Source organism: Paenibacillus sp. A3 (genome assembly GCF_001399685.1).
Classification (GTDB): Bacteria; Bacillota; Bacilli; order Paenibacillales; family NBRC-103111; genus Paenibacillus_G.
Genome location: NZ_JTHN01000028.1, coordinates 1 through 14,971, shown reverse-complemented (window position 1 = coordinate 14,971; position 14,971 = coordinate 1). Strand labels below are relative to the sequence as shown.

The window sequence follows — 14,971 nt, the reverse complement described above, 5'->3', positions numbered from 1 at the left end:
CAAAGAACTTTTATCGAATATGGACGATATTTTTACCATTTTTCGAAAATGAGGAAGGGTGCCGATGAATCCTACGATAGAACAGTGGAAAGCACTATATGAAGAGGCCATATCTTTCAAGCAAAGCAAGTGCTGGGAATGGATGACCAACGGGCATATGTTCGGCGTGCAAAATCCGGAAAGCGGCGAAATCGGGTACTGCAGCATTTTGGGCAACGGAGGCGAGGTTTTCGGGTTGTCCGTTTATGTGGGGACAAAAGGCCTCAATTCGATCATGAGCATGTTCTCGGGCGAGTCGAATGAAGACCCAAGATTTACTCAGGATGCGCTGTTGCTATCCTTCGACAATCGGGACGAGCTGTATCCGCGGGAGCTGAAACAGATCAAGGAGCTTGGGCTCAAATTCCGCGGCGCGCATGCCTGGCCGACGTTCCGGGTGTATGAACCCGGCTTTGTGCCGTGGCCGGCCTTAACGCAGGAGCAAGCGGTTTTCTTCGCATGGGCAATTCAGCAGGCGCGTGAAATCGCAATGGAGCATCGTCATGACCCGGATGCGCTGTTTCACGAGGATGAAGAAACGTTTCTTGTCCGGGTGCCTTCCCGAACCGAAGACAGGATCGTCTGGTCGAATCAATGGCTGCAGCCGGAGCCCTTGGAGGAAATGCCTTCGCTGCAAGCTGATCCGGTCGACGAGCTTCGATTGACCAAGGCGAAAAAATCGGCGAAAGGTTCGGCGGGCATTTGGGAGATCGACTGCTTCTTCGCACCCATACCTGTTGATGAGGGGGAGCGTCCCTTTTATCCGAAGATGTTTCTGATCGTAGACGGGGGCTCGGGGCAAATTTTAAAACACGGCTTAAGCGAAAAAACGCAAATTGCGAACGATCTGGTTGATGCATTTATTGCTCTGGTCGAGCAGCTAAAGCTTGTTCCCGGCGAAATATGGGCTACCAATGAAGAAGTTTACGTTTACTTGCGGCAGGTTCTACGGGCCTTCGAGCCGCAGGCTTATTTGACGGACGAATTGCCTGCGTTGGAAGACGCCAAAGACAGCATGCTGCATTATTTTGGAGCCGGCATGCGGTAAGGTTTCTTTCGTTCAATCATCAGAAATGGTGGATTCTATATTTGGAGTGGATGCTCATGTTCGAGCTTATTGATGAGAAAAAACGTCAATTGGATCAAAAAAGGCCTCTGCCGACGCATACCTTACGCAGCATCCGGGAGCATCTTATCGTGAATTGGACGTACCATTCCAACGCTATCGAAGGAAATACATTAACCCTCTCGGAAACAAAAGTAGCATTGGAAGGAATCACGATTGGCGGGAAAACGATTAAGGAACACTTGGAGGTCATTAACCACAAAGAGGCCATTCTTTATGTCGAGGACATTGTTCGAAGACAAGAACCTTTATCCGAGTGGCAGATCAAAAGTATTCATCGGCTGATCCTCAAAGGAATTCAGGATGATTTTGCAGGCATTTACCGGAAGGAAAATGTGCTGATCAGCGGAGCCAATATTCCGCCGGACGCCCTGCAAGTTCCTCTTGCCATGGAGCAATTCATCCAATGGTACGATAATGAGAGTGAGCAGCTCCACCCTGTAGCCCCAAAGCGGCAATGGTGCATAGCGACTTTGTGAAAATTCATCCGTTCATAGATGGGAACGGTCGGACGGCGCGATTATTGTTGAATTTTGAGTTAATGAAGAACGGGTATCCGCCCGTTGTCGTTGAAAAAGAAAACAGACTCGCTTATTATTCAGCGTTAGATGAGGCTCGCACGACAGGGGATAATACCCGTTTTATAGCTCTGGTAAGTGACATTTTAAGTCAAACGTTCGATTTGTATCTTAAGCTTGTGTGAAGCTAGTCGGAGATTAGCAGGCGCGTTTTTCTGTCTGCGACCATGCCCCGTTCCCGATCGCTTTCTTCAGGCTTTGCCTTCAGCCACCGTTCGTTCGCTTGTCGGTAGAGGCTGCGGCTGCAGAAGCGCCGATTCTCGGTTTAGCACGGATTTTTCTTTGGTTCTCAGATACGCCATCCAATAGGCGGTGGCGACGAAGATGCTGCCTCCGACGGCATTGCCGAGAAAGACAGGGACAAAGTTGCCCAGGTACTCCAACCAAGTATAGTGCCCTGCGAAGATCGCGGCAGGAATCAGGAACATGTTCGCGACGACGTGCTGGAAGCCGATGGCGACGAAGGTCATTGTCGGGAACCAGATGCCGAGCATTTTGCCCGCGACGTCGTCTGCGCCGTAAGCGAGCCAGACGGCCAAGGCGACAAGCCAGTTGCAGCCGATCCCCGAAATAAACGCCTGCAGGAAGCTCTCGTCAAGCTTGGTTCCCGCCACCTTGACCAGCTTGGACAAGTACGGCTCCGCTTCCGTCAATCCGACGACGTGACCGAACAGGTAGGCGACAAACAGCGCCCCGGCAAAGTTGGATAGCGTAATCAGCAGCCAATTGACGGCCAACTGCTTCGTCGTTATTTTGCCTTGGAGCCGTGCAAGCGGCACCGCCATCATGTTTCCGGTTAACAGCTCGCCCCCGGCAATAATTGTGAGGATCAAGCCAATGGGGAACAACGCCGCGCCCAGTAAGGTGCCGAGCCCGCTCCAGGCCGCAGGAACACCCGCAGCTACTCTCAGATATAGAAGGAAGCCCAGGGCGATAAATGCCCCTGCCAAAAAGCCCAGCGTACAAGCTTGCAGCGGACGCATATTCGCTTTCTTCTCGCCCATGGCTACGGTAATATGCGCAATTTCTTCCGGTTTGCGATACGACATGTCTAGACACGACCTTTCCATTATGTTTGTGAAAATATTCACAATCAATGATGTGCTAACGCCCAGTCTCTGCTGTCGTCTCATTTTACCGCAAAAAAAGGGGATCGAAAGTGGTATTTATCACATTCACGTAGGATGGTTTGCACAGAAAGCGCGGTTCCGTAAATAACGGCTGAGACCTTAAAAAGGATTTTGGAAATTCGACGAAATATGGTAAAATATAACTATATACGCAATATTATTTAACGAATCGACATGAATCGATAGTTCTACGAATTGAATAACAAGGGCTCCGTCATTTCATTGCAGGAGGGGGCCGTGGAGGGGTCGTATGCGTCAACGCACGGGCTTGACGGTTGCAGGGAACGCCTTCGTTATGAACAGCAACTCGTTTCGGATTTGGAACGGGTTGCTTTTTGTCTTCATAGCCAATTTAATTCGGGAGGGAGAAAGAGGATGTCACAGAAACTGGATGAAGCGACGATCAGTGCTATTGACCGCTGGATAACGGAGATGCAGGATGCGGAGGAAGCTACCGTTCTCCGTTTGGATCGCAGTCCGGCAGACGACCCGGGTGCGTATCGGACGCTTAGCCATACGTTGGAAAATGCGCCGTCCGATCGTTTGCGTCAGTTATGCGGCACGCGCCGGGTTCAAGCAAGCACGATGCTTTATACGGCGTGGGCCGCACTGCTGCAGCGCTATTTGCGTACCGAAGAGGTACGGTTTGCGGCGGTCGAGCCCGAGGAAGAACGGATCATCCTTGCCCGAATCGCAGGCGCGGCTTCGCTGCCGTTCGAATCGCTGGTCGCCCGGGCGGAGGATACGCTGGCCCAAGGGAAGGCTTATGCGCTTACGCGCAGCGAGCTTAGCGACTTGAGCGGGTCCGCCTCGCTGCAGCTTCCTTTCAATACGGCTGCAAGCGTGGAAGTTCCCGGCGCCTTGCGGGCGTGGTCCGTCATTCCGGGGTGCGACCTCGCGGTCCGGTTCGTGCTTTCGGACCTTCTCGAAGTCCGCGCGGAGTACAAGCCGGACACGTTTCAGGCATCGACGATCCGCAGGCTGCTGGGGCATTTGGAAAATATCATCTTGAGTTGGTTCGAATCTCCCCATACGCCAATCGGCCGCATCGATTTGCTGAGCCAAGACGAGAGAGAGCAGTTGCTGGTTGGGTTCAATCAAACGGATGCGCCCTTTTCCTCCGATGCGACCATTCACCGGCTGTTTGCGGAGCAGGCGCGGCGCACGCCGGATCGCCCTGCGATCGTCGACGGGAAGGACTGCTTGACTTACCGGCAGCTCGACGAACAATCGAACCGGACAGCCAGAATGCTGATCGAACTCGGCGTACAAGAAGCAAATGCCTTTGTCGCAGTTATGACACGCCCCACGCTGTCGATGTTCGCCGGTATTTTGGCGGTGCTGAAAGCGGGTGCGGCGTATGTGCCGATCGATCCGAATTATCCTCCGGACCGCATACGATACATTTTGGAGGATAGCGGAGCGAAGCTGCTGCTCATGGAGGGGCAGTCGGCGCTTCCGTTTGCCTTTGAGGGCCAAGTCGTCGATCTCGCGGACCGGCGGATGCATGACGGGGATGCGTCTCCTTTGCCGGAGCTTGCGGAACCGTCCGGTTTGGCTTACGTCATTTATACGTCCGGCTCTACCGGCCAGCCGAAGGGCACGCTGATCGAGCACCGGTCGCTGGTCAATTTTTGCGAATGGCATTGTTCGCATTTTCAGGTCACGATGGAGGACCGCAGCAGCAAATATTGCAGCGTCGGGTTCGACGCTTCTATATTGGAAATTTTTCCCTACCTTATTTCCGGGGCGGCGGTTCATGTCATTCCCGAGCATATCCGGCTTGATGCTGCGGAGCTGAACAGGTATTTCAACCAACATGACATTACGGTCAGCTTCTTGCCGACCCAGCTTGGCGAGCAGTTTATGAAGCTTCCCAATCGCTCGCTCCGCGTGCTGATGACGGGCGGAGAGAAGCTGAAGACATTCCACCCGCAAAGCTACCTTATTTATAACGTATATGGTCCTACCGAAAATACGATCTTCACCACGACGCATCTTGTCAAGGCGCACACGGATAACATTCCGATTGGGAAGCCGCTGAACAATGTTCGGTTGTATATTTTGGATGCCTGCGGTCAGCCGCAGCCGGTGGGGGTTCCCGGGGAATTGTGCATTTCCGGTGTCGGTCTGGCCCGGGGCTACTTGAACCGGCCGCAGCTGACGGAGGAGAAATTCGTCGCCCATCCGTTCTGCGAGGGGGAGCGGCTGTACCGGACGGGGGACTTGGCCCGGTGGCTGCCGGACGGTTCCGTGGAATACGTGGGACGCCTCGATCATCAGGTGAAAATTCGCGGTTTCCGGGTCGAAACGGGCGAAATCGAGCAGCGGCTCCGGCTGCACGACCGGTTGCTCGATTGCATCGTGATCGCGCGCGAAGACGATGTCGGCCGTGCGTACCTATGCGCATACGTCGTATCTGAAGCGCCTCTCACCCGCAGCGAGCTGTCGGCGTTTCTGGCGGAGCAGTTGCCGGATTATATGGTACCTTCCTGGTTCGTCATGCTTCCGAGGCTGCCTGTGAATGCGAACGGCAAGGTCGACCGGCGCGCGCTGCCAGAACCCGAGCGAGATGCGGAGTCGGCTTCTTACGCGCCTCCGGCCAGCGAGGCGGAACGGGGGCTGGCGGAGCTGTGGAAGGAAGTGCTCGGCTTGCGAACCGTTGGCGTCCATGACCGCTTCTTCGACGCCGGAGGCCATTCGCTGCATGTCGCCGTCCTGCGCGGACAGATTGAATGGCGCTTCGGCGTCCGGCTGTCGATTGCGGAGTTGTTTGAGCATGCGACCATCCGTAAGCAAGCGGAGTGGATCGGTCAAGCGGACAAACCGACCGGAGGCGGTCAGGCGATCGGGAAAGCGCCGGAGCGGGAGCATTACCCCCTTCATCCGGCGCAAAAGCGGCTCTTCTTCATCGGGCAGATGAAGCAGTCGGGTACGGCCTATAACACTCCTCTGCTGCTCAAGATCGAAGGGAGCGTCGACCGGCGGCGGATGGAGCGGGCTTTCGAGCAAATGATCGAGCGGCACGAACCGCTCCGTACGGCTTTTGCGTGGGTGGACGGGGAGCTCGTACAGACCATCTCGCCTCGTGCGGCGTTTCAAATGCAGTTTTTGGCGGCGGCGGAAGAAGAAGCGGAGCGGCTGATGTCCGCGTTCGTCGTTTCCTTCGATCTCGGGAAGTCGCCGTTATTCCGGGCCGGACTCATTAGCTGCTCCGAGGAGCTTCATTATCTGATGCTGGACTTCCACCATATTATTGTGGACGGCGTCTCGATGCACGTGTTTTTCGAGGAGTGGAGCCGATTTTACCGGGGGGAGGAGCTGCCTCGCCCGACCATCCAATTCAAAGATTATGCCTTCTGGCTGAACGGCCGGGAACCGCAGGAGGAGGCGCGTCAGCGCGAGTATTGGATGGCGGCCTTGTCCGGGGAGCTCCCGGTTCTGCAGCTGCCGACCGACAAGGAAAGACCGGGCTTCCAAAGCTTCAAAGGCGACACTTACCCGCTCCGGTTGGATGCCGGTTTGACCGCGCGCTTGAAGCAGTTCTCCCTCAGGACGGACACCACCTTGTATATGATCCTGCTCGCCGCTTACAACGTGCTGCTTGCCCGGTATTCCGGCCAGGAGGACATCATCGTCGGCGTTCCCGTCGCCAGCCGCCCGCATGCCGAGCTGCAGCCGCTGATCGGCATGTTCGTCAACACGCTGCCGATCCGCAGCTTCCCGGAGCGGACGAAGACGTTCGCCGGCTATTTGCAGGAGCTGAAGTCGATTCTGCTTGCCGCCTTCGAGCATCAGGACTACGATCTGGAACGGCTGGTACAGTCGCTGCGCATTCCCCGAGTGCCGGGACGAAGCCCGCTGTTCGATACGATGTTTGTCATGCAAAATACGGGCCGCACGACGACGCCGTCGATCGAAGGGAGCCGGATCACCGATCAGCGGTACGTGGACCCGATCTCCAAGTACGATCTGATGCTTGATGCGGAGGAGACGGAAGAGACGCTCCGGATCGATTTCCAATACTGCACCGATCTGTTCGTACGGGATACGATCGAGCGGATGGCGAACCAGTATGTGCGGATATTGGAGGATGTGTTGGCTTCGGAGGAAAAGCGGCTGTCTGAGCTGCGATTGCTTTCGGAAGCGGAAATAAAGGAGCAAGTGGAGGGACGGAATCGAACCGAATCCGCATACGACCGCGAGTTGACGATTCACGGATGGTTTGAGGAGCAAGTGCGGCAGACGCCGGATCGCCCTGCTGTCGTATTCGGGGACGAAGTGCTTACTTACCGGCAGTTGAACGACCGGGCGAACCGGTTGGCGTCCGTCTTGATTCGCCGAGGCATGCAGCCGGAGCAGCTCGTCGGGTTGATGGCCGAGCGGTCTCCGGACATGATCGTCGGTCTGCTTGGCATTCTTAAGGCGGGAGGGGCCTACCTTCCGATTGATCCGGATTATCCCGCCGACCGTGTAAAATATATGCTGGACAACAGCCGGGCCCGTCTCCTGCTCACACAGACGCATTTGGCGGACCGGGTCGAATTTGACGGCATGAAGCTCTGTCTGGATACGGCCGCTGCCTACGAGGCAGCGGCCGACAATCCTCCTCCACGCAGCCGTTCGAGCCACTTGTTGTATGTGATTTATACGTCGGGAACGACTGGCAAGCCGAAGGGCGTCATGATCGAGCACCGCAATATGGTCAATCTGCTTCACTATCAGTATCGGTACACGAACGTCGATTACAGCAGCAGCGTGCTGCAATTTACGACGCTCAGCTTCGACGTAAGCTCGCAGGAAATATGGTCCGCTCTGCTGGCGGGGGGCACCTTGCATCTCGTGACAAACGAAACCCGGCGAAGCCCGGACAAGTTGCTGCAGCTCATCGAAGAGTGCCAGATTCAGGTCTTGTTCATGCCCGTCTCGTATTTGAAGCTCATCCTGAACGAGAGCGCGTATGCCGACAAGCTTCCGGCGTCGGTACGCCATATCATAACGGCCGGGGAGCCGTTAGTTGTCCCGGACAAATTCAAGGCCCATCTCCAGCGGCATCAAGTATTCCTGCACAATCATTACGGCCCGTCGGAAACGCATGTCGCGACGGCCCATACGATCGACCCGAACGGCTCGATCCCGGAGCTTCCGCCGATCGGCAAGCCGATTGCCAACTCGCGTATCTACCTGTTGAACGACCGGTTGCAGGTTCAGCCGTTCGGTGTGCCGGGAGAGCTGTACATCGCAGGGGATGGCGTGGGCAGAGGGTATTTCAACGACGAGCGCCTGACGGCGGATAAATTCGTGTCTGACCCGTTCGCCAGGGAGGGACGCATGTACAAAACGGGCGACCTCGCGCGCTGGACACCGGAGGGCACGCTGGAATTTTTGGGCCGCCTGGACCATCAGGTGAAAATCCGCGGGTATCGGATCGAGCTTGGAGAGATTGAGAACGTGCTGCTGAACCATCCTTCGATCCGGGAAGCGGTCGTGGTCGCCAGGGAGATTGGCAGCGGCAGCAAGGAGTTGTGCGCTTATTTCGCCGGGACGGAGGAACTGCCGGTTAAGGACGTCAGGGAGTACTTGTCCAAGACGCTGCCGGAGTATATGCTGCCCTCGTATTTCGTTCCGTTAAAGAGCATGCCGCTCACGCCCAACGGCAAAATCGACCGCAGGGCGCTGCCCGAACCCGATCCGGGCGAGCGTACCGCAGCGGGGCGCGACCGCGTCGCCCCGCGTACGGACATCGAGAGGAAGATGGCGGCGGTATGGGAGGAGCTTCTGGGCATTGCCGAAATCGGCGTTCACGACAACTTCTTCGAGCTCGGCGGACATTCGCTGAAGGCGGCTGCGATGACCGCAAGGCTGCAGCAGGACTTGGATATCGGAGTCAACGACGTCTTCGAGCACCAGACAATTGCATCTTTGTCGGCCAAGGTGAAGCCAAAGGCCAACTATTTGACCGCCAAGCTGGAGCAGCTGAAGATAGCCCGCCGGGACGAGGCGATGGAACGATTCGACGAAGAGATCGCCGAATACCGGGCGAGAAACGAACGGTACGCCCGGCTCGACCTGACGCGGGACAGCGGGTACAGCGACATTTTGCTGACGGGAGCCACCGGGTATTTGGGCATCCATTTGCTGCGGGAGCTGTTAGCCGAAACCGCTGCGACGGTTCACGTTCTTGTACGTGCGGCGACCGAGACGGAAGCGCGGGAACGACTGCTTGCGAAGCTGGCTTTTTATTTCGGCGGTGATGCCCTAGAAGCGCAATTTGGCCGCCGTATTCGGATTTACCGGGGGGATTTGTCGCGGGAAAGCTTGGGGCTGGATGAGGAAACGTATCTGCAGCTCGCACGCACCGTCGACTGCATTGTGCATTCGGCGGCGACCGTGAAGCATTACGGGAGCTATTCGCACTTCGAAAGCCAGAACATCGCTTCGACCGAGCGGCTTCTGGCGTTTGCCGGCACGCACCGGGCCAAAGACGTGCATCATATTTCGACCCTTGGCGTCGCGACCGGTCATATTCCGGGACAGTCTGCGGCTTATTTTACCGAATACGATTTGGACCGGGGACAGCAGTACGAGAACTATTACGCCAAATCCAAGTTCGAAGCGGAGAAGCGGGTCGTTCAGGCGCGTGTCCAAGGGCTCCGCACAAGCATTTACCGGGTGGGGAACCTCGTCTTTCAATCGGAGACGGGCAAGTTCCAACAAAACATCGAGGAGAACGCCTTTTACGCTACGCTCAAGTCGTTTATCCGTCTCGGCATGGTGCCACGGCTGAAGGCCGATATCGATTTTTCTTGCGTCGATCGGGTCAGTCAAGCGATTGTTCACCTCATGAAGCCAGCTGCGTTGAAGGACGAAATATTCCATTTGTACAACCCGCACTATGAGAGTATGCACCGTGTACTGGCGGATGGCCGTTCGGGAGGAAGAATGGCGTCGGGGACGCTCGACGAGTTCATCGATTACATGAAGAGCAGGTATGAAGAAGGCTTTTGCCGGGAGGAGATCGAGAGTCTGATGCTTCATTACGGCTGGCTGGAGCAGCAGGAGCAGACCCGGTTTACGCTCGCTTCGGAGAAAACCGTCCTGCTATTGAAGGAGCTCGGCTTCGAATGGCAGGCGATCGGCGATAAGCAGATGGACGATATGCTGCGATACTGCCGGGAAGTCGGATTTATTTAATCTGGAAAAAAGGGGAGCTCGGACGAACGGAGAAATAGTATTGTAGAAAGGATGAGGGAGGGAATATGATGGAAAGAGCAGCGGAACGTTTAAAGCACTGGCTGCGTACGGTTCCAGAGCAGTTCGGCCGGATGTCCGAAGCGGAGGTATCCGAGCGGCCCATGCCCGGTAAATGGTGTCCGAAGGAAGCGCTTGGGCACTTATGCGATTCGGCTGTCAACAATCTTCCGAGATTTATTAAAATGCAATATGAAAAGCAGCCGTATATCCTCATCCCTTACGATCAGGATCAATGGGTGACATTGCAGGATTATCAGGAGGCTCCGGCGGAAGAGATCCTGAATTTATGGTCCGGCTTAAATAACCGGATCTTGAAGGCTATCGAAAAAATACCGGCCGAAAAGCTGTCATACCCATGTGTCACCGTCCATCAGGAAACGAAAAGCTTGCAGTGGCTTATTGACGATTACGTGGAACATATGGAATACCATCTCAAGCGTCAAATTTTGAAGAACAACGTTTAATTGGACGCTTATTTTGGCATCAATATAAAATATACTTAGCTGCTGGAGGGTCTGGAATGAAGCTGTATGTCATCCTCTCGTTCAACGAAGACGGGATGGAAAATGTGTATGTGGGCGAGGACGAGGAGAAAGCTCTCTCGTTCAAGCCGTCCGATTTTGAGCACTGCGACGCCTTGTTCGTCGAGGTGTGGGAAGACGGAGAGAAGATCGACGATTACCGTCTGGAGTAACGTGTGAAGCCGAAGGCCGGTCATCCTTGAGGGATGGTCGGCTGTTTTTTTGCACCCTATCATCGTCGTATCATTGACAAATCATTGATAAAATTGTGAAATAAAGCTATTCAGACGCAGCGGAGTTTATTATAATAGAATTGGTTATGAGAATTTTCACGAAAGTTTAACAATTGTTCCAAAGCGTTCCTGCGATAGTTTCAGAGATCATATTCGTAAGCGCATACAAAGTAATTCGATTTCTTGTTTACAATATGTCAGTTTGTTGTTAGAATAAGTTACATATTCTGCATTGTGCGTCCGAAGGCGGCAGGTCGTGGGAAGCTTCCCTTCCTTCATCCCTGTTCGTCCAGTCCAAGGACGCCGATTAAGGGAGACGAGTATGGATTACGATAAAGACACGGTTTACGTGGTCGGCGATGCGCAGACATCTCTCAATAATCCGATTACTCAGCAGTACAGCGCATTTTTCATCGGACTTGTCGTGGATACGACCAACCACAAAATCGTGGATGCGGGCTGCTCGTCCACCATTCCGCTAACCTCGCAATTTGTCCGCTCCTTATTCGTCGGGCAGAGCATCCTGGCGTTCGAGCCGGTCGCCGACGAAATCAAGCGAAGGTACCACGGCTCGTCGCAGAAAGCGATCATCGTCGCCTTCAAGGATGCGCAAAAAAAATACAAATTGGTCTTGAACGGCCGGGATTGCGATTCCGGTGCGTCAGGGACCGCATAACGCTGCTTTGTTTATTAGTATGGCGACATACGCGTAAATAAAATCCAGCAAACGATACGCTTGGAAGCCTTGCGGCTGCCGGTTGTCGTTTGCTGGATTTTTTTATACCTATCACATTGGAGGATTGAGCGATGAAACTGTACATTTCGATTGATATGGAAGGTATTACCGGACTGGTCGATGCCACGTTTGTCGATTCCAGCAAGCACAACTACGAAAGAGGGCGGCTCATCATGACCGCGGAGGCCAATCATGTCATTGAAACGGCTTTCCAAGAGGGATGCGGGGAAGTCGTGGTCAACGACAGCCACTCCAAGATGAACAACCTGCTGATCGAGAAGCTTCATCCGGAGACGCAGCTGATTTCGGGGGACGTCAAGCCGTTTTCGATGGTGCAGGGGCTTGACGCCAGCTTCGCCGGGGCCGCTTTTCTGGGCTATCATACGCGGGCGGCAAGGAAGGGGGTACTCAGCCATACGATGATTTTCGGCGTGCGGAACATGTACATCAACGATACGGCGATCGGAGAGCTCGGCTTCAATGCGTTCGTCGCGGGTCATTACGGTGTGCCGGTGCTGCTCGTAGCGGGGGACGACGAAACGGCGGAGGAAGCGGAAGCGCTGATCCCGGGAGTGACGACGGCCATCGTCAAGCGGCGCATCTCGCGGACGGCGGCGCTCTGCTTGACGCCGGAGAAAAGCGGGCAGCTGCTTCGCGACAAAACGAGGGAGGCGCTTGAGGCCCGCGGCCGCGTGAAGCCTTTAACGCCCCCGGAGAGTCCGATGCTGTCGATCGAATTCGCCAATTACGGGCAGGCGGAGTGGGCGCATCTGATGCCGGGAACGACGATCGAGCAGGGCTCGCCGGTCGTTTCCTTTCAAGCCAAAAACATTCTGGAGGCGTACCAAGCGATGCTGGTCATGACGGAACTGGCCATGCGAACTTCATTTTGTTAAGAAGCGGGTGATCGAGTGGCGTCGTACCTATTGAAAAGATTCGTATCCATGCTGGTGACGCTGTGGCTCATCGTCACGATTACGTTTTTTCTGATGCATACGATTCCGGGCTCGCCGTTCGACCAGGACGGCAAGGAGGCCAATCCGGCCGTCGTCCAGAACATGATGGCGTTCTACCATTTGGATAAGCCGGTGTACGTCCAGTATGCGCTTTATTTGAAGTCGCTGCTCACGCTGGATCTCGGGCCGTCGATCTCGCATTATCCGGAAAGCGTGAACGCGATGATCGAGCGCGGCTTCCCGGTCTCGTTTCAGCTCGGCATCGTGTCGCTTCTCCTTGCGATCGTATCGGGCATTGCACTCGGAACGGCCGCCGCGCTCCGGCAAAACGGCCTGATCGATTACATCGCCATGGTGCTCGCCGTCATCGGCATCGCGGTGCCCAATTTCGTCGTGGCTCCGCTGCTGATCAAATACATCGCGGTGGAATGGGAGCTGCTCCCGGTCGCGACGTGGGGGACATGGAAGCATGTCGTGCTGCCGGCGGTCGCGCTATCCACCGGACCGATCGCGATCATCGCAAGACTAACGCGGGCCAATATGGTCGAAGTGCTGACGCAGGACTATATCGAGACGGCAAGGGCCAAAGGGCTTTCTCCGGCGACGATTGTGTTCAAGCACGCCCTGCGCAACGCGGTGCTGCCGGTGGTTACGTTAGTTGGAGCCTTGCTTGCGAACGTGCTGACGGGCAGCTTTGTCATCGAGAAAATTTTTGCGATTCCGGGCATGGGGAAATATTTTGTGGATGGGATCAACAACCGGGATTATGCGGTCATCATGGGAACGACGGTGTTCTACAGCGCCTTGCTCATCTTCATGATGTTCCTGGTCGATATCGTGTACAGTCTGATCGATCCCCGAATCAAGCTGCATAGAAAGGACGCATAGAAAGGAGGGATGAGGATGTCGGTTCCCGATCATTTATTTGTGCCGATGCAAAAACGCATCGGTCCTACGGAAGCGATTGTCCGGCCGCAGTTGACGCTCTGGCAGCAGGCACGCATCCGGCTGTTCAAGAACAAGCTGGCACTGCTCGGGCTTATCTTCATCGTTGCGCTTGCGGCGCTTTCGATCTTCGGGCCTTGGCTGACGGACCAGAGTTACTCCAAGCAAAACCTGCTAAACGGTAACCAAGCTCCGTCGGCTGAGCATTGGTTCGGCACCGACGAGCTTGGCCGTGACGTGTTCGCGCGCATCTTGTTCGGCTCCCGCATTTCGCTGACCGTCGGCGTCGTCGCGGCGCTCATCGATTTTCTCATCGGCGTCGTTTACGGGGGCATTGCCGGCTATTTTGGCGGGCGGGTCGACAACATCATGATGCGGATCGTCGACATCCTGTACGGCATTCCGTACCTGCTGATCGTGATCCTGCTGATGGTCGTCATGGGCCCGGGCTTATTCACCATCATCATCGCGTTAACGGCCACCGGCTGGATCGGCATGGCCCGGATCGTGCGCGGGCAGGTGCTTCAGTTGGCGTCGTCCGAGTATGTGCTGGCTTCGCGGACGCTCGGAGCGGGTCCTTGGAGCATTATCCGCAGACACCTGCTGCCGAACGCTTTCGGCGTCATTATCGTGCAGGTGACGTTCTCCGTCCCGTCGGCGATCTTCGCGGAAGCGTTCCTCAGCTTCCTCGGTCTCGGCATCCAGCCTCCGCTGGCCAGCTGGGGCACGATGGCGAACGATGCGCTGCCGACGATTTTATCCGGCTATTGGTGGCGGTTGTTCTTTCCGGCGTTCTTCATCTCGCTGACGATGCTGGCGTTCAACCTGCTCGGCGACGGGCTGCAAAACACATTTAATCCGAAGCAGAGGAGGTAAACTCCATGAATGGACCCGATTCATTGTCTCCCCCGGACGTCCTGCTCGAAGTGAAAGACCTGCATGTCTCCTTCGCCACGTACGGCGGCGAGGTGCAGGCGGTCCGCGGCGTGAGCTTGACGCTTCGCCGCGGCGAGACGCTCGCCATCGTAGGCGAGTCCGGCTGTGGCAAAAGCGTCACCGCCCGCAGCTTGATGCGGCTGCTGCCCCCGCAAACTTCGAAGATCAGGCAGGGCAGCATCCGGTTTCAAGGACGGGAGCTGACCGGACTGACGGAGAAGCAGATGCGGGAGATCAGGGGCTCGGCCATCACGATGATTTTCCAAGATGCGATTACCGCGCTCAATCCGACGATCACCATCGGCGAGCAGATTATGGAGGGCATCATCCGCCATCAGAAGCTGTCGCGGTCCGAAGCCCGCAAGCAGGCGGTAGAGATGCTGGAACTGGTCGGCATTTCCAACCCAGAAAGCCGGCTCAAGCAGCATTTGCACCAGTTCAGCGGCGGCATGAGACAGCGCATCATGATCGCTATCGCAGCGGTCGGCAAGCCGTCGGTGCTTATTGCCGACGAACC

The 14,971-nt window shown here is 55.7% G+C and carries 10 protein-coding genes and 1 pseudogene; 10 read left to right on the top strand and 1 reads right to left on the bottom strand.

Going from position 1 to position 14,971, the window contains the following annotated elements:
- Nucleotides 1-64: 64 nt before the first annotated feature.
- Both QJ48_RS03490 and QJ48_RS03485 read left to right on the top strand, forming a co-directional pair.
- Nucleotides 65-1,087 carry a DUF6930 domain-containing protein gene (locus tag QJ48_RS03490; protein ID WP_054972267.1) on the top strand — a complete coding sequence of 341 codons (1,023 nt, stop codon included), beginning with the start codon at nt 65-67 and terminating at the stop codon, nt 1,085-1,087.
- Between the two features lie 56 nt (nt 1,088-1,143).
- A pseudogene (locus QJ48_RS03485) lies at nt 1,144-1,868 on the top strand (Fic family protein).
- A 66-nt stretch (nt 1,869-1,934) separates the two neighbouring features.
- Here the strand turns inward: QJ48_RS03485 and QJ48_RS03480 are convergent.
- A complete protein-coding gene (locus QJ48_RS03480; RefSeq protein WP_054972266.1) occupies nt 1,935-2,792 on the bottom strand; it encodes a formate/nitrite transporter family protein in 858 nt (285 codons plus the stop codon).
- 456 nt (nt 2,793-3,248) lie between these two features.
- On the opposite strand from QJ48_RS03480, the gene QJ48_RS03475 reads away from it, so the two are divergent.
- From QJ48_RS03475 to QJ48_RS03445, 8 genes are all read left to right on the top strand, one after another.
- Nucleotides 3,249-10,067: a non-ribosomal peptide synthetase gene (locus QJ48_RS03475; protein WP_054972265.1), complete on the top strand. Its 6,819-nt coding sequence runs from the start codon at nt 3,249-3,251 to the stop codon at nt 10,065-10,067.
- 65 nt (nt 10,068-10,132) lie between these two features.
- Nucleotides 10,133-10,591 carry a DinB family protein gene (locus QJ48_RS03470; RefSeq protein WP_237762796.1) on the top strand — a complete coding sequence of 153 codons (459 nt, stop codon included), beginning with the start codon at nt 10,133-10,135 and terminating at the stop codon, nt 10,589-10,591.
- A gap of 56 nt (nt 10,592-10,647) precedes the next feature.
- Nucleotides 10,648-10,821 (top strand): hypothetical protein, encoded by a 174-nt coding sequence (locus QJ48_RS37970; RefSeq protein ID WP_167670274.1) that lies wholly within the window; start codon nt 10,648-10,650, stop codon nt 10,819-10,821.
- A gap of 382 nt (nt 10,822-11,203) precedes the next feature.
- Nucleotides 11,204-11,557: a DUF3870 domain-containing protein gene (locus QJ48_RS03465; RefSeq protein WP_054972263.1), complete on the top strand. Its 354-nt coding sequence runs from the start codon at nt 11,204-11,206 to the stop codon at nt 11,555-11,557.
- Nucleotides 11,558-11,688: 131 nt separating this feature from the next.
- A complete protein-coding gene (locus tag QJ48_RS03460; RefSeq protein WP_054972262.1) occupies nt 11,689-12,513 on the top strand; it encodes a M55 family metallopeptidase in 825 nt (274 codons plus the stop codon).
- 15 nt (nt 12,514-12,528) lie between these two features.
- Nucleotides 12,529-13,461: an ABC transporter permease gene (locus tag QJ48_RS03455; protein ID WP_054972261.1), complete on the top strand. Its 933-nt coding sequence runs from the start codon at nt 12,529-12,531 to the stop codon at nt 13,459-13,461.
- A 15-nt stretch (nt 13,462-13,476) separates the two neighbouring features.
- On the top strand, nt 13,477-14,394 hold the full coding sequence (locus tag QJ48_RS03450; protein WP_054972260.1) for an ABC transporter permease: 918 nt from the start codon (nt 13,477-13,479) through the stop codon (nt 14,392-14,394).
- 5 nt (nt 14,395-14,399) lie between these two features.
- The coding region (locus tag QJ48_RS03445) for an ABC transporter ATP-binding protein (protein WP_237762795.1) at nt 14,400-14,971 on the top strand (572 nt) is incomplete at its 3' end.